Annotated in this window: 8 protein-coding genes; 5 read left to right on the top strand and 3 right to left on the bottom strand. The window is 57.5% G+C overall.

The annotated features are described in order from the left end of the window. Window position 1 precedes the first annotated feature (1 nt). Genes FW800_RS17075 through FW800_RS17065 form a run of 3 tightly spaced genes read left to right on the top strand, consistent with a single transcriptional unit; the run spans window position 2 to window position 3,922 of the window. The gene (locus FW800_RS17075) at window positions 2-889 is read left to right on the top strand and encodes a MaoC/PaaZ C-terminal domain-containing protein (RefSeq protein ID WP_446438069.1); all 888 of its coding nucleotides are present in this window, start codon (window positions 2-4) and stop codon (window positions 887-889) included. Then, window positions 889-2,187: an acetyl-CoA C-acetyltransferase gene (locus FW800_RS17070; RefSeq protein WP_078821204.1), complete on the top strand. Its 1,299-nt coding sequence runs from the start codon at window positions 889-891 to the stop codon at window positions 2,185-2,187. The genes FW800_RS17075 and FW800_RS17070 overlap by 1 nt, the downstream gene beginning before the upstream one ends. Before the next feature lie 31 nt (window positions 2,188-2,218). Then, window positions 2,219-3,922 carry an AMP-binding protein gene (locus tag FW800_RS17065; RefSeq protein WP_446438068.1) on the top strand — a complete coding sequence of 568 codons (1,704 nt, stop codon included), beginning with the start codon at window positions 2,219-2,221 and terminating at the stop codon, window positions 3,920-3,922. A gap of 26 nt (window positions 3,923-3,948) precedes the next feature. On the opposite strand, the gene FW800_RS17060 is transcribed toward FW800_RS17065, so the two are convergent. Together FW800_RS17060 and FW800_RS17055 are read right to left on the bottom strand one after the other, a co-directional pair. Continuing rightward, entirely contained in the window at window positions 3,949-5,949 is a 2,001-nt protein-coding gene (locus tag FW800_RS17060; protein WP_446438067.1) for a M10 family metallopeptidase C-terminal domain-containing protein, read from the bottom strand. A 379-nt stretch (window positions 5,950-6,328) separates the two neighbouring features. Beyond that, window positions 6,329-7,444, bottom strand: coding sequence for a Gfo/Idh/MocA family protein (locus FW800_RS17055; protein WP_446438066.1), 1,116 nt, complete (start codon window positions 7,442-7,444; stop codon window positions 6,329-6,331). Between the two features lie 297 nt (window positions 7,445-7,741). On the opposite strand from FW800_RS17055, the gene FW800_RS17050 reads away from it, so the two are divergent. Then, window positions 7,742-8,782: a WD40/YVTN/BNR-like repeat-containing protein gene (locus FW800_RS17050; RefSeq protein WP_248161022.1), complete on the top strand. Its 1,041-nt coding sequence runs from the start codon at window positions 7,742-7,744 to the stop codon at window positions 8,780-8,782. 16 nt (window positions 8,783-8,798) lie between these two features. Beyond that, window positions 8,799-11,174 (top strand): efflux RND transporter permease subunit, encoded by a 2,376-nt coding sequence (locus FW800_RS17045; RefSeq protein ID WP_446438065.1) that lies wholly within the window; start codon window positions 8,799-8,801, stop codon window positions 11,172-11,174. A gap of 57 nt (window positions 11,175-11,231) precedes the next feature. On the opposite strand, the gene FW800_RS17040 is transcribed toward FW800_RS17045, so the two are convergent. Then, entirely contained in the window at window positions 11,232-16,319 is a 5,088-nt protein-coding gene (locus tag FW800_RS17040) for a dermonecrotic toxin domain-containing protein (RefSeq protein ID WP_446438064.1), read from the bottom strand. Window positions 16,320-16,543: the final 224 nt, after the last annotated feature.

Below are 16,543 nucleotides of genomic sequence, written 5' to 3'. Positions count from 1 at the left end.
GATGGACTATGTGACGCAGATTATCGACCCGCCGCCGTCGCGCACGCAGCTGCTGCTCGACGGTATGCGTGCTATGCGCAAGCCCAAGCTCGACGGTGCGCCGCAGTTACCCACGGCGTGCCTGGTGCGCTCTGCAGTGGCGCTTTCCCCCGCGGGTATCGCCGCTTACGCACGGGCCTGTGGCTTTCGTCCCGAACAGGGCGTGCCGCTGTCCTACCCCCATGTATTGGCCTTCCCCTTGCACTTGATGCTGCTGACCCGGCCAAGCTTTCCGTACCCGGCCAGCGGCATGGTGCATCTGGCCAATCGTATTCGTCAGCACCAGCGCCTGCACCAGGACCAGGCGTTGCGCGTGGAGGTGTACTGCGAGCGCTGGGTCGCGCATCCCAAGGGGCAGGCATTGAGTATCGCCACCCGTGCCTTCAGTGCGGGCGCGCTGGTGTGGGAAAGCGACAGCCTGTACCTGCGCCGTAACGTCAACAACCCCGTGGGTGAGCCATGGAATGACCCATTGCCATTGCAGGAGGAAGGCTTGCTGCGCACCCAGCGCTGGGTGCTTCCCGCCGACCTGGGGCGACGCTTTGCCAAGGTCTCGGGGGATTTCAATCCGATTCACACCTCGGTCATTGGGGCCAGGCTTTTTGGTTTTCGCCGTGCCATCGCCCATGGCATGTGGACGCTGGGCCGTGCATTGGCGGCGCAACAACCGCCCGGTGGCCTGGAGCAGGCGCAAGCGCATTGCGATTTCAAGTTGCCGATATTCCTGCCTGGCCAGGTCGCCCTGTGGAGCCACCCGGTGACCGGCCCACGCCGTGAGTTCGAAGTGCGCAATTTCGCCGGGGACAAACCCCATATGCGCGGGCTGTTTATTTGGAAAGAGAACCAGTGATGAGTGACTACAGCTTCAACCCGGCGCCAACTCGCCGCGTGGCGATTATCGGCGGCAATCGCATTCCGTTTGCTCGCTCCAACACGGTGTATGCCCATGACAGCAACCAGGATCTGCTGGTCGCCGCTCTCCAGGGCCTGGTCGACCGTTACAACCTGCATGGCCAACGCCTGGGCGAATTTGCCGCCGGGGCAGTGATCAAGCATTCGCGGGATTTCAACCTGGCCCGTGAAGCGCTGTTGTCCACCACACTGTCGCCGCAAACCCCCGCCTATGATGTGCAGCAAGCCTGCGGCACCGGGCTTGAAGCTGCGCTGCTGGTGGCAAATAAAATCGCTCTGGGCCAGATCGAAGTCGGCATTGCCGGTGGCGCCGACACGACCTCCGACGCGCCTATCGGCATCAACGAATCCTTGCGCCATACCTTGCTTGCGGCCAATCGCGCCAAGGGCATGGGCGACAAGCTCAAGCAACTCCTCAACGTGCGCCCGTCGATGTTGTTCAAGCCGCTGCTGCCGCGCAATGGCGAGCCGCGTACGGGGCTGTCCATGGGCGAGCACTGCGAAGAAATGGCCAAGCGCTGGCAGATCAAGCGCCTGGCCCAGGACGAGTTGACCCTTACCAGCCACCAAAGATTGGACGCGGCCTACAACCGCGGTTTTTTCGACGACCTGATCAGCCCCCATCGCGGCCTGGCCCGCGACAATAACCTGCGTGCCGATATCAGCCTGGAGAAACTGGCGGGCCTGTCGCCGGTATTCGACCGCCAGAACGGCACCCTCACTGCCGGCAACTCCACGCCCTTGACCGATGGCGCTTCGGTGGTGCTGCTTGCCAGTGAAGAATGGGCCACTGCCAATGGCTGGCCGGTGCTGGCCTACTTGCGCACGGGTGAGACGGCGGCGGTAAATTTTGTCGACGGCACCGAGGGCCTGCTGATGGCACCGGCCTACGCCGTGCCGCGCATGTTGCAACGGGAAGGCTTGAGTTTTGCCGACTTTGATTTATTCGAGATACACGAAGCGTTTGCCGCCCAGGTGCTGTGTACGCTCAAAGCGTGGGAAGACCCTGAATATTGCCGCGAGCGGCTCGGCCTTGAGACGCCCTTGGGCACCATCGAGCGCAGCAAGATGAACGTCAACGGTGGCTCACTGGGCTGCGGCCATCCGTTCGCGGCCACTGGCGGTCGGCAATTGGCGGCGCTGGCCAAGGCGATCCATGAACGCGGTGGTGGCCGCGGCCTGATCTCGATCTGTGCGGCGGGTGGATTGGGCATTACCGCCATCGTCGAAAAGTAACGCTTTTAAAAACAACAATAAGGACACTGCCATGAACGCTATCAGCCTGGAACACACCGAACGTATCTGGTTGAACACTTACCTGCCCGGCGTTCCAGCCGATATCGAGGCCGGGATCGAGGAGTATCCGTCGCTGCGTGAAGTGTTCCTGGAGCATCTGGAAAAATTCAGCGAGCGGGTGGCCTACGTCAGCATCGGCACCGAAATGACCTACGCCGACTGGAGGGTTCAGGGCATCGCCTTTGCCGCTTGGTTACAGGGCCAGGGCGTAAAAAAGGGCGACCGCGTGGCGCTGATGATGCCCAACTGCTTGCAATACCCGATCTGCCTGTTGGGCACGATCCTGGCCGGTGCCGTGGTGGTCAACGTCAACCCGTTGTACACCGCCCATGAACTCAAGCACTTGCTTAAGGACAGCTGCGCCGAAACCGTGGTGATCTTCGAGAACTTCGCCCACACCCTGGAAAAAGCCATGGCCGGCAGCAGCGTCAAGCGCGTGGTGCTAGCGGCTATCGGTGATTTGCTGGGGACCTTCAAGGGCGCTGCGATGAACTTTATCCTGCGCCGCCTGCAGAAGCAGGTGCCGGCTTTCAAGCTGCCCGGCGCGCTGCGCTTCAAGCAGGTGCTTGAACAGGGCAGGGGGTTGCACCACTTGCCGGTTGCGTTGGATCGCGATGAACTGGCCTTCCTGCAGTACACCGGCGGCACTACCGGCGATGCCAAGGGCGTGATGCTCAGCCATCGCAATATCATTGCCAACCTGCTGCAAGCCAAGGCCTGGGTCGGCGACCAACTGGACCAGCACAAGCAGGAAACCAATGTGACCCTGCTGCCGCTTTACCACATCTTTTCGCTGACCGTGAATTGCCTGATGTTCATGTGCCTGGGTGGGCGCAATATCCTCATCGCCAACCCGCGGGACGTGAAGCGGGTGCAGATGATCCTGCGCAAAGAGCGCTTCAACGGGATTGCCGGGGTTAACACGCTGTTTAACGGCTTGCTGGAGAACAAGGAATTCTGCTCGCGGGATTTTTCCGACCTGCGCCTGGTGATCGCCGGCGGTATGGCCACCCACACCGCGGTGGCCAAGCGCTGGAAGGAGGTGACCGGGCTGCCGATCATCGAAGGCTACGGGCTGACCGAGTGTTCGCCGGTGGTGAGCATCAGCCCTATCGATATTTCGCGTATGCGCGAGATGGAATTTACCGGCAGCATCGGCGTGCCGTTGCCGTCGACCTGGGTGCGTTTCATACGCGAAGACGGCGAGCTGGCTGACATCGGCGAGCAAGGCGAGCTGCAAGTACGCGGCCCGCAAGTGATGCAGGGCTACTGGAAGCGGCCCAAGGAAACCGCTGAGGTATTGGATGCCGACGGTTGGCTGTCCACCGGCGATATCGGGGTGATGGACGCGCGCGGCTATATCCGCCTAGTGGACCGCAAGAAGGACATGATCCTGGTCTCGGGTTTCAATGTGTACCCCAATGAAATCGAGGACGTGGTGGCGATGCACCCGGGTGTCGCAGAAGTGGCGGCGATCGGTGTGGAAGATGCCGTGAGTGGGGAGAAGGTCAAGATCATCGTGGTGCGCAAGGATCCGGCCCTGACCCAGGAGCAGATTCTTGCGCATTGCCGGGAATACCTGACGGGGTACAAGGTGCCCCGGTATGTGGAGTTCCGCAGTACCGAGCTGCCCAAGACGACTGTTGGCAAGGTACTGCGGCGCGCATTGCGCTGACTCGGTTTACCGGGGCTGGCCAATCGTCAGAGGTAACCATCTTCGGGGAAATTGAGACCAATGACATCCTGGCTGTGGATCGGTCGGATGCTTTTGATCAAGAAATCAGTCTTGCCATTTCCCGTCAAATCGACACCGAGGAAGTACCTATTGGTTTTTGGGTTGAATGTCAGGATGGTATCGCCCGGTTGTCCGCTGTACTGACTGACGTAGTTGAGTTGGACTTGCGAATTTTCGCTCAGGCTGCTCAAGTCGATTTTGTCTTGGCCTGTGGTGAAGTCCATAAGCAAGTCAGCGTTGTTGCGCGGGGAGTCGCCGGCGGCATGATAAGTAAACGTGTTGGAGCCACCGTTGCCGGTCAGTATGTCGGCTCCGCCACCTCCAGTCAGGACGTTGTCCGCACTGTTTCCGGTAATACGATCGTTGCCTGTGCCGCCTTTCGCGTTTTCGATAAGGGTTTGGGCGCTGATGTGCACGTTGTTAGTCAAACCACCCACGCTGGAGCGTGAATCCGGGGTCAGGTTGATTCGCTGGTTTTGCGCGAAGCCAGAGAAGTCCAGCGTGTCATTGCCTTGTTTGTCGTGCACGCTGAAACCGGGCCTGTCGGTGGGAGACGTAAGGCTGGTTTCGGGCTTGCCCGTGTTGGAGTTGAAGCCGTAGACAGTGTCGGCGGCTGTGGATTGCGCAAGTGGAGGCGTAACCGGGGGTGGCGTCGTGGGTACCGGAGTGGGAACGGAAGGGCGTGTAAGTTTTGATTCAGGTGGCACCACTGGGGTGGCATTCGTCAAAATATCTGTGGGCTTTATGGGCTTTTCACTCAGAATCACCAGCATGGAATAGGGGTCGCCAGTTACATTCATGATCAGCCTGTAGCGCTTGATACTCTCATCGTAGTCCAGCGTCAGTTCACCTTTCTTCCCCGTGTGCCAGTCAACAAGCTTGGGTTTCTGGATGCCCGCATCTTTCAACATGGTTGTCAGGTCAATCTTGTCGATGCCACTTGTGAAGTCTGTGAGTGTATCGGGGTTTTCACCAGGTGAGTCGCTGACACTGTTATATACAAAAGTATCTGCGCCACCTCCACCGGTCAGCGTGTCGCCGCCAGCACCTCCCCTCATGCGGTTGTTGGCATTATTGCCGATCAGCACATCGTGCCCCGAGCCGCCAATGGCATTTTCAATAACAACGCCCTTGGCAATTGATACATTACCCTCACGGCCGCCGACATCCGAGAGTGTTCCCGCGTTCAAGTTGATCCTTTGATTTTTTTTGAAACCGGAAAAATCCAGAGTGTCTTCACCGCCGTTATCCCAGACACAAAAGAACGGCAAGTCGTTGGGGGAGGTCAACGTGTAGTGGTCGCGCTCTGTGTTGGAGTTGAAACCGTAGGTCGTATTGCCTTTACGGGTTTCGTCGTTGGCCTTGTATCGCAAATGAGCGCCGGCAATATCGTGCATCATCGGGGTTTGGGAAGAGTCCGATACGAACGAGTTTTTATTATTTTCATGGGGGCGAAACAGGCTGAAGTTATAACTCATAGTGCTATAGACGTCGCTGCTTTGAGGGAGGTCAAGATCCGGATGCTCAAGTCCCAAGGTGTGCCCGATCTCGTGGACCATTGCCGCATGCAGCCCGGCCCCTTCATTTTTTCCGATATTTACGTCCTGAGCGCCGTAAGCATTTGGCAACGTAGCGTCACCGCCCCCACCTGAGATTTCCCGAACTGACAGGTGAGTGTCAGCATTTTTGCCATTTTCGACAAAATTGACTTTTATAACATCTTCCCAAGACCGAAGTGCCTGCCTGAATGCTCTCTTTTTGGTCTCGCTGAATTCGGTAAATGCATAGGACACAGTGAGTTGTCCGTCACCATTGCGATCTTGTATTTTATAGTTGCTGCGAGTGAGACTTTTAGCAACTTCATTGGGAGGATCGGAAGAGAGTGAGTTGCTAGCGGATAAGTTGGAAGTTTCGGTTGTCACAGAGAACGATTTTGCGGGCGGGCAGTAAGCGCGAATCGACGACATGATTGAGACCCTTGAGTAAGTGGGTATTAGTTGCTGGCCATGCTTGCAATTGATGTTGAAGGCGGGGGTAAGTTAGACGCTTTTGGGAGGCTGCTCTAGGGGTACAGTATTTCGATATATGATTGTGTTGTTAGGTAACTGTGATCATGTTGCTAGTGTGCTAGGTGTTGTCGGAATAATTACTTTGTGGGGGAGGTGCCAAGATAGTTAATCGAAGGGCGAGCGTTATCTTGTCAGATGGAATGAGCGTTGAATGGCTCGTGCTCTCATATTTTCGTTATTTAGAAAACAAGCAATGAGTGCGCGCAAAGAACATGCAACAATGAGTGACGTCGCCCGTAGACAGGGCGACGTGATTGATTATTTGCACCGGGATTGATTAAAGCGCGCTGACCTTGACCCAACGTTCTTCGAGGGCTGCCACGCGAATCGCTGTCGCCAATCGCTCTACCTCCCATGCAGCCTCAAAGTCCGTGCCATCCGCACCTTGCCCCGCCAGCGCCATGATCAATTCCTGCACCTCCAGCGTCTTCAGCTCGTTGTAGCCCAACTGATGCCCCGCCGCCGGGCTGAACGCCGCATAGCCGGGCAGCGTAGGGCCTGCCAACACGCGTTGAAAGCCGTCCTGCCCGACGCGGTGCAGGCGCAGTTCATTCAAGCGCTCCTGATCGAACGCCAAGGTGCCTTTGGTCCCGCTTATTTCAAAGCACAGGTGGTTTTTGTAGCCGTGCTTGAGCCAACTGCTGCTCACCGTGCCGCGTGCACCGTTGGCGAAGCGCAGCAGGGCGTGCACCTGGTCATCCACGGCGATGGATTTCAAATCAGTGCTGCCTTGGGTAGCGGGGCGCTGAGCATGCACGGTCTGGGTATCGGCACACACACTGATCACATCGCCCACAAGGTAACGCGCCATCGACAGCAAATGGCTGCCCAGGTCAGCCAGAGCACCACCGGCGTGTCCCACTTCGCAGCGCCACGACCACGGCGAGACCGGATCGGCCATGAAGTCTTCGCTGAACTCACCCTGGAAGCTGATGATCTGGCCCAGCTCACCCCGGGCTAGCATCTGGCGCGCCAACACGATCATCGGGTTGTGCTGGTAGTTGTAGCCCACTCGCGTCACCACCCCGGCGTTGCTGGCTGCACGGCGCATGGCATCGGCTTGCTCCAGGCTGATGGCCAGGGGTTTCTCGCAATACACCGCTTTGCCCGCCGCAATCGCGGCCATGGCCATGGGGTAGTGCAGGTGGTTGGGGGTGGTGATGGCCACGACATCGACCTTAGGGTCCTCGATCAGCGCCTGCCAATCACCATGGGCCTGGGCAAACCCCCAGGCCGTGGCGCAGCGTTGGGCTCGCTCGGTGTCGGCATCGGCCAGGGCAGCAAGCTTCAGTTGTACCGGCAACTCGAACACTGTGCGCGCATTATTGAACGCCAACGCGTGGGCACGGCCCATGAAGCCTGTGCCGATCAAGCCGATTCCGAGTTCACGCATAGCCGTGGTCCTTTGATTATTGTTTTCAGGGATGGCATTAATGGAATAAAAATTCGCAAATATCAATAGTTGGAATAAAAATTCACTCATCACTTCAGTTGATATGAACCTATTCAGCCGTAGCCAAACGCCGCCAGTTAACAAAAGATAACGTAGCGCCGATTGTCAGACGATTCCAAAGCCCGATAGGATGGCCTGTGCTGACTCCAGGCGCTCTAGATTGCAGGTTTCAACGTCCTGGAAGATAAGCCGACCTAACAATAATAAATGGGAGAAAGGTCTATGAGTGAGCCTGTCATGGGTTGGGTTGTTTGCCGCCCACGCGCCGCACGCAGGGTTGCGTTGCTGGCCACAGCGCTCTCGCTGCTTGCCGGTGCGGTGTTGTCTACGCCCGTGCTGGCCGCCAGCGATACCTCCGCCGCCGCGGTATTTGCGATTCAATCCCCCAAGGCCGCCAAAGGCTTGATGATCGATGTGGTTCACGCCGGCAAGCGCCTGGTGGCGGTCGGTGATCGTGGGCATATCCTGTATTCCGATGACCAGGGCAACACCTGGACCCAAGCCAAAGTTCCCACCCGGCAACTGCTCACGGCGGTGTTTTTCGTCGATGACAAACAGGGCTGGGCCGTCGGCCATGATGCGCAAATTCTTGCCAGTTCCGATGGCGGGGCCACTTGGACCCAGCAATATGAAGACCTCAAGCGTGAAGCGCCGTTGCTCGATGTGTGGTTCAACGATGCCAAGCACGGACTGGCCGTCGGCGCCTACGGTGCGTTGATTGAAACCACCGACGGCGGCACCACCTGGGCCGACGTCAGTGACCGCCTCGATAACGAAGACCAGTTTCACCTCAACGCCATCGCCCGGATCAAGGACGCCGGCCTGTTTATCGTCGGCGAACAGGGCAGCATGTTCCGCTCCAGCGACGATGGCCAAACCTGGGAGAAACTCGAAGGTCCCTACGAGGGCTCGTTGTTTGGCGTGATCAGCACGGCGCAGCCGCAGACCCTGCTGGCTTATGGCTTGCGCGGCAATCTCTACCGCTCCACGGATTTCGGCAGCACCTGGGAACAGGTCGAACTCAATGCCACACGCGGTGCGCTTGAGTTCGGCCTGTCTGGCGCCACCTTGCTTGATGATGGCGCCATCGTCGTCGTCGGCAACGGTGGCAGCGTGGTGGTCAGCCATGACGACGGCCAGACGTTCAGCGTGTTCAATCGCCCGGACCGGATTTCACTCTCGGCAGTCACAGCCGCAGGCAATGGCAACTTGATTCTGGTGGGGCAGGGTGGCGTTCGTGTCGCCACGCCAGCCGGCGCCGAACTCGTAAAACAATAAGAAGGGCGGGGAACGCATGAGCAGTCATCACAACGATAAAGCGACCTTTCTTGAGCGCCTGATTTTTAACAATCGCCCGGCGGTGATCGTCATCTGCCTGCTGGTGAGTATTTTCCTGTTCTGGCAGGCGACGTTGATTCGCCCGTCTACCAGCTTTGAAAAGATGATCCCCCTCAAGCACCCCTTCATCGAAAAGATGATGGAGCACCGCAGCGACCTGGCCAACCTGGGCAACACCGTGCGCATTTCGGTGGAGGCGAAGGATGGGGATATTTTCACCAAGGACTATATGGAGACTCTGCGTCAGATCAATGACGAGGTGTTCTACATCTCTGGCGTCGATCGTTCGGGCCTCAAGTCGCTGTGGAGCCCCAGCGTGCGCTGGACCGAAGTGACCGAAGAAGGCTTTGCCGGCGGTGAAGTGATCCCGCAGAGCTACAACGGCTCGCCGCAAAGCCTCGACCAACTGCGCAACAACGTGCTCAAGTCCGGCCAGGTCGGGCGTTTGGTGGCTAACGATTTCAAATCGAGCATTGTCGATATCCCGTTGCTGGAGTCCTACCCGGACCCGCAGGACCAGGGCAAGCTACTGGCCCTGGACTACCAGAAGTTTTCCCACGAGCTTGAGGACAAGATCCGCAACAAGTTCGAGGCGCAAAACCCTAATGTAAAAATCCACATTGTCGGCTTTGCCAAGAAAGTCGGAGACCTGATTGACGGCCTGATCATGGTGGTGCTGTTCTTTGGCGTGGCCTTTGGCATCACCCTGATCCTGTTGCTGTGGTTCACCAACTGCCTGCGCAGCACCATCGCGGTGTTGAGCACCACTTTGGTGGCGGTGGTATGGCAGTTGGGCCTGATGCATGCCGCCGGTTTCGGGCTGGATCCCTACTCGATGCTGGTACCGTTCCTGATCTTCGCCATCGGTATTTCCCACGGCGTACAGAAGATCAACGGCATCGCCCTGCAGTCCGGTGAGGCCGACAACGCCCTGACGGCTGCGCGCCGTACCTTCCGGCAACTGTTCCTGCCGGGAATGATCGCGATTCTCGCGGATGCGGTCGGCTTTATTACCCTGCTGATCATTGATATCGGCGTGATCCGTGAACTGGCCATCGGCGCATCGATCGGCGTGGCGGTGATCGTGTTCACCAACCTGATCCTATTGCCGGTAGCGATTTCCTATGTAGGGATAAGCAAACGCGCCATCGCCAAGAGCAAGAAAGACGCGAACCGCGAACATGCGTTCTGGCGCCTGCTGTCCAAATTCGCCAGCCCGAAAGTTGCGCCGGTCTCGATTTTCCTGGCCTTGATCGCCTTTGGTGGCGGCCTGTGGTACAGCCAGAACCTGAAGATCGGCGATCTCGACCAAGGCGCACCGGAACTGCGCCCGGACTCGCGCTACAACAAAGATAACAACTTCATCATCAGCAACTACTCCACCAGCTCCGACGTGCTGGTAGTGATGGTCAAGACCCGTGCCGAAGGCTGCTCGCGCTATGAAGCCATGGCGCCCATCGACCAGTTGATGTGGAAGATGCAGAACACCGAGGGTGTGCAGTCGGCGATCTCGTTGGTGACCGTATCCAAACAAATGATCAAAGGCATGAACGAGGGCAACCTGAAATGGGAAACCCTGTCGCGTAACCCCGATGTGCTGAACAACTCCATCGCCCGTGCCGATGGCCTGTACAACAACAACTGTTCCCTGGCGCCGGTGCTGGTGTTCCTCAACGATCACAAGGCCGAAACCCTCGACCGTGCGGTGCACGCTGTGCAGGAATTCGCCAAGGAAAACAACAAGGACGGCCTGGAGTTCATCCTCGCTGCTGGTAACGCAGGGATCGAAGCGGCCACCAACGAGGTGATCAAGGAGTCGGAACTGATCATCCTGATCCTGGTGTACCTGTGTGTGGCGACCATGTGCATGATCACCTTCCGGTCCTGGGCGGCGACTTTGTGCATTGTGCTGCCGCTGGTGCTGACCTCGGTGCTGGGTAACGCGCTGATGGCGTTCATGGGTATTGGCGTCAAGGTCGCGACCTTGCCGGTGGTGGCCCTGGGCGTGGGGATTGGCGTGGACTACGGTATCTACATCTACAGCCGTCTGGAAAGTTTCCTGCGTGCAGGTTTGCCGCTGCAAGAGGCGTACTACCAGACATTGAAGTCCACCGGTAAAGCTGTGCTGTTCACCGGTCTGTGCCTGGCCATTGGTGTGTGTACCTGGATCTTTTCGGCCATCAAGTTCCAGGCCGACATGGGCTTGATGCTGACCTTCATGCTGCTGTGGAACATGTTTGGTGCGCTGTGGCTGTTGCCGGCACTGGCAAGGTTTCTGATCAAGCCCGAGAAGCTTGCGGGGCAGAAGGGCAATTCATTGTTTGCCCACTGAGCCCTGAAAAAAAACCGCACGTAGTGCGGTTTTTTTTCGTGTATCAGTCGATCGGACTCACAATTGTAGAAACAGTTTTTCATCCAAAGGCGGCGTAATTCTGGATTTGATGATTTGCTCCACGATACCGTTGCTTCCCGCCTCGGCGATCAAGTCCTTTTGGGTCTTGGTGCGCTGGGACGGAATTTTCAGGTGCGCCGCTGTGTGATCGGCCCTTGGAGTGCCCATTTTTGGATAGTGGAAGTGGGCATACCACAATACGTCGACCTTGCCTTTTTTACGTACGGCGTACTCAGTGAATACATCGCCACTTTTTGTAGGGATGTCTCGTCGGACCAGGTTGATGTCGACAAAACCATGGCGCCATAAATAGTCGACGTTTTCTGCGGTAGGCGTTTGTACCAGATAGCCATCGGCGGTGTGTCGGCGTGCCTTTTGAAGCATTTCATCGGCAGCTGCACGCCAGCGTGCAACCCATTCGGCGGTTTCCGTCTTGGCGCCCTGGCTGGCTTCTGCTTGTTGCGCGATCTTCTTGAGCTGGTCGGCCTGGGTTTCCAGCATATCGTTCCAATCACGGGGGCTGACGGTGTTTCGCCTGGAGGGATCTTCAAGCTTCTTTTTCTGGAAAAGAATCGTCTGTTCTATGGCTGGTAAGCCGTCAATCAACCGCTGAGCCTCGCTGCGGTAGCTTGCCAGGGATTTGGGCGGGAATGCGTGAGGCGGTTGTACGGGCTGCCCCCGCACTATCTTCACCCAGCCGCGCTCACCGGGATGTTCGCTGTAGCTGGCGATCGGTTGGCCGCTAGTGGGGTCGACCACATCAATGATGTTGACGGTTTGACCTGCCTGCGGTGCCCGTAGGGTGCCGATCAGCGTCTCCTGATGTTCGGTTTTGAACACGCGTTGATTCTGCGGTTTGGTCCGTCGGGCGCTGCGCTCGGGCGCTGCTGGAATAAGAACCTGCTGTTCTTTGACAACGTCGGTCAACTCGGCTTCCGTTTGCGCGATGAGCTCTTTGAGCACCTCGATGAAACGTTGCTGATACTCGGCACGAAAAAACTCTGGGTGTTCCTCTTGCATCAGGAGACTATCGTTCATTACCTGCTTGAACTTGGTAATCACACTACTCAAGGTGGCACTTTGTTCGTTCAGTGTATAGCCACTGTAGTTACGTAATTCCGTGAAAGCGACAATTTCGGTTTTCAGGTTTTCATGCAACAGCCTGCTCATCTGTAAATGCTTAGAGCCCTCTGACAGCCCAGCCCATGTCGTGGTCAGTCGCTTGAGATAGGCCAGGCGGTTCAACTTATTTATTAGCATATGTTGGGCAAGTGGCCTGCCGGTCATGTGATTGAGGAATTCTTCTGCTTTGTTTTTGCCAAAGGGCGAATCGCTTTTCCAACGTTCCAATACGGAATTGAATACCTGCGTCGACTCCAGTAGTTGTTCATTTTCGAGATAAATCTTTTTTACCGCTTCAGTCAGTTCGCCGTAAGCCTCCAGGGAACCGGTCATCGCCGTCTGGTCCAGATCACCTATCGAGGCACCACTTACTCCGTGGATGCGCGTGTCACTCATCAGGCTCTCGTGCAGGTTAATGACTTTAGATATGGCTTGCAGGGTGTACTGGTACTCCAGGGAGCGCGCTTTCTGGAATTCGGTGATGTCGTCAATGCCACCAATTTTCTTGGGAGCGATGGCGTCAACGGCACTTTTGCTGGTGTCCACGAGTGTTTGTGTCAACGTCTTCAGTGCCCGAAGTTGTTGATTCAGGTTGCCCATCAATACTGCGGTCTGCTGCAACTGTTGTCGATAAGGCTCATTGAATCGCTCGGGTTGTGTGACGGCCAGGCTGCGAAGCGTCTTGAGTTTCAATCGAGCTTTTTTGTACTGCTCGATGTCAACTTCGATTTTGGTCACTAGCGCTGTATGGCTTTCTGCAATTTTTCCAACTTTCGCATAGAGGCGCTGAAAAGCAGCATTTGCTTGCTGTTTCGCTTGAAACGCTTTATTGAAACTGGTCGTCGCCCTGTCAGCGTTCTCCATGCCGCCCTTGAGTTTGGGCGCCACATCAAAGCGCCACTTGCCTTGCGCATCGTTCTTTATTGAGGGGGCTACACGTGACTTGTTTTGTTCATCGATGATGAAGGTTCCGTCCAAATCAGTCGCTGTGCGAAACCATTGGTTCTCAATGTTGGCGTATACCTTGTCACCGACCTGATACAGACCTTTTTTGCTGCCTTCAGCGATGGGGGAACCAGGGTGCTGAGGCGCAGGAACTTTGAATGACTCTATGTGTGCGAGCAGGCTTGGGGTTAGTCCGCGCGGGCTGGATAGGCGGATATCGATGGCCGCACCGTCGCCACCGAAACTGGTGGTGACAGGGGGGAGCGGGTCCTGGCGGATGACAGCTTGGTGAACAACGGGCTCTTGAGTGTCACGGCGCCCAGGCCCGGGACTGTCGGGATTAGAGTCTGGCTCAAAGCGTTCAAACGTGTGCGCCGGTTTGCCGGGTTCCGCGCTGGAGGCGTGGCCCAGTGTCATGCCCAGGTTGATCAGCAGGTCGACCACTGCCGACGTCGGGTCCGGGTCGTTTGATGTGGAGAGCCGCTTGATGTCTTCTTCGCTGTTGGCCAATTGCAGTAACCAGCCCGCCATAGCCCCCGGCCCGCGCAATACCGGCAGCAACGTGTTGAATAGCAGCCAACCGAGTTCCTTGTGCGAGGCCCAGCGGCTTTCAGCGTCGGAGGTGGATTGGCCTTCCGCCAGGGTGACGAGGCTGTTGGCGTTGGATCGGAACCAATGCGTGAACAGACCACCGTTGAGCTGGTCCTGGCGTAGCGTGGTGGCCTCAGCATAGCCGTCGACGGCGAGGGTGGTGGGCTTGGGCGTGGTGGGTGGGTCGAACTCATTGAATACGGTGAAGCGTGCAATATTGGGGGTGCGAAAACCGCCATTGCCATACACCGCTCTGACCTTGTCATCCTTCAACCAGGCCAGCACGCTGTCTTGCAACGCACCCGGCTGGCGGATGGCTTCCAGCAGCGCGTCGCGGCTTGCAAACTCCAGCAACGCGGGCTTCAGTTGCGCACGATAGAGAATATGTGGGCCGCTGGTGCCGGCCACTGGTTCGATGATGAACATGTTGTCGACAACGTCTGGCGTTGCCCCTGGTTTGCGCACAAATGCCAGGGGGCGCACGGTAATCTCCTGTCCGTCCACCTGTTTGCTGCCCGCACCGGGCTGGGTGAGTGCTTCAATAAAGCGGTAACCCTGGGCGCTCATGCCGGCTTCGCCCTTGAGCTTGAGCTCCAGCGCCTGCATGGCGAGCTGGATCGGTACCTGCTCGACAAAACGCGCTGCCCGGTCCCGGGATTGCTGGGTCTCGCTGAGCAGTTCGCGATTGAGCAGTTGTGGGTAGTGGCGACCGATATCCACGCTGCTGATCAGGTTCTTGAGCATCTGCGGCATTTGCGGGTCGCTGCTCGGTTGCCCACGCAGATGGACTTCCATCTCGCCCTTGGGCAAGCCGGCGAGATTGTTCAGAGCCATATCCACCAGGCTCATCTTCACCCGCTCGATGTAGCCGCTGCCCAGATTACCCACGGCGACCTTGAACACCACCTCCACATCCTTTGCCGTGTAGCCCTTACCGGACAATTGCTCGTCCAGTTGCTGCTGGGCGTAGGTGCGGATATCGGGAATGCCGTCGAGAAACGTCCGGCCGTTGTTACGTTGTACGCTGCTGGCCAGTGCCAACGAGTGACGCCGGTAAGTGTCACGATCTGCTTCGCTGGCGTTTTTGAGCCAGCCTGGCAAATTATCGCGCAGCCGCCCAAGCTCGGCCGCATTTGCAGCATAGGCTCCGGTGAACCAGGGGCTCGGGTCGCTTGCACGGAAGAAGGCCTGCTCCAGTTGATCTGGCGTGCCCGACGTTGGGAGCTCAATGGATGCGACGTTTTCCACCATGGCATTGAGGATGAGCGCCGCTTGTGTATCAAAAATGTTTGTATCGATTTCCTGGCGCTTCCAATTCAGGCTGTCGAAAACAAACACTTTCTCCAGGTTTCTCCCCCAGGCTTCGCCGAATGCTTGCAATGATTCATACGGTGTGACGACTCCAGCGGGGGTTGTATGCAGCACTTGCGTACGGCCGTCGACTTCTCGTGTGATCAACAGATCCGGGCTCAGTTGAGCTGAATTGCTGGCGCCATGGCTTACGGTGGTGTCGAGGATAAATACCTTGGCCGCTGCGTTGCCTTTTGCGGCTTGGCGGTGCACTTGATCCGGGTAGGTGGCGAGCTGATCGAGAGTCTCGCGTTGCGTGTCGGTGAGCCCGGGTTGTTTCAATGCGGCGGTTCGCAGGGTGTCCCTGAGTGTGTCGCTCAGCCATAGCCAACGGTTTGTCTCAAGGTTGGGGATGTCCTGGGTGTTATAGGCGTTGCCGTTGAAGTGGCGAACCAGCGCTTGTTCGAAACCGCTTTTGAGAGTGGTTCGCAGGCTGCGGATGATCAATTCGATGGCTTGCATATCGATGCCCGGCACCAGCGCTCCCGCCAAGGGCCCCGGTTTGAGCATATGGCCCGTGGCTTGATCAATCAGCGTGCAGGCCAGTGAGTGTTTATCGGTAAAGTCCAGCTCGCCGTCGCGGGTCAGGTGCTTGAGTGCTACGTCCAGCAAAGGGGTCAAGCAGTACTGGGGGGGATTGTTGGAAATGGGTTCGGCCAACGCTGTGTATCGAGGGTCAAACGCCAGGGTGGGATACAGGTTTTTGATGGCGTCGCTGAGCAGGTTCGACACCACTGAGCGCAACGTGGGCCGGCCAGCGAACTGGTGTGCAACCGTATTGGCTGTGATGTCGGCAGCGGGCTGCGGCGTTGAGACCGTAGCGGCCGGCGTTGGGCTTAGCGGCACAAAGCTCAAGCCGGATCTGAGCGATGACGACCCCGGCGATGTTTCGTAATGGACGCTGGTATCGCGCCGGGATCTGCGCAGTGATTGATCGTGGTCCGTTTGGAGCGACGCCTCGGAGTGGCTGCCAGGGGGTATTTCGAGCACTTTCCCCGACTTGTGGGTAACGGGGGGGAGCGGTACGGGGCTCAAGTAGTAGTCGGAAAGTCTTGGAGGGTGGTTTCCATGGATCATCGTGTAGCTTCCTTGTCGTTGAGATCTTGCTCGGCGTAGCGATTTGACCCTGAACGCCTAAAGCGAACAGGCGAGCGAAAATTAACGACCGGTGCTTAACCGTCAAATGAACAATGAGTAATCAGCTGTTTCCGGCAACGCTGTATCAGCGGCAAAAGCTGATAATGCGCAGGCCGACGTAGGGGGGAGTAATTATGGCGGCATGTGAACGCCCCCGATGGTTG

The sequence above is a fragment of the Pseudomonas sp. 910_23 genome (assembly GCF_052850795.1).
The sequence above is the reverse complement of the archived record's forward strand: the minus strand, read 5'-3'. Positions and strand labels throughout refer to the sequence as shown.

Excerpts from the sequence above, each read along its gene's own strand:
- FW800_RS17075 (WP_446438069.1), top strand. The coding sequence starts at position 2 with ATGGACTATGTGACGCAGATTATCGACCCGCCGCCGTCGCGCACGCAG.
- FW800_RS17050 (WP_248161022.1), top strand. The coding sequence starts at position 7,742 with ATGGGTTGGGTTGTTTGCCGCCCACGCGCCGCACGCAGGGTTGCGTTG.
- FW800_RS17055 (WP_446438066.1), bottom strand. The coding sequence starts at position 7,444 with ATGCGTGAACTCGGAATCGGCTTGATCGGCACAGGCTTCATGGGCCGT.
- FW800_RS17060 (WP_446438067.1), bottom strand. The coding sequence starts at position 5,949 with ATGTCGTCGATTCGCGCTTACTGCCCGCCCGCAAAATCGTTCTCTGTG.
- FW800_RS17070 (WP_078821204.1), top strand. The coding sequence starts at position 889 with ATGAGTGACTACAGCTTCAACCCGGCGCCAACTCGCCGCGTGGCGATT.
- FW800_RS17045 (WP_446438065.1), top strand. The coding sequence starts at position 8,799 with ATGAGCAGTCATCACAACGATAAAGCGACCTTTCTTGAGCGCCTGATT.
- FW800_RS17040 (WP_446438064.1), bottom strand. The coding sequence starts at position 16,319 with ATGATCCATGGAAACCACCCTCCAAGACTTTCCGACTACTACTTGAGC.
- FW800_RS17065 (WP_446438068.1), top strand. The coding sequence starts at position 2,219 with ATGAACGCTATCAGCCTGGAACACACCGAACGTATCTGGTTGAACACT.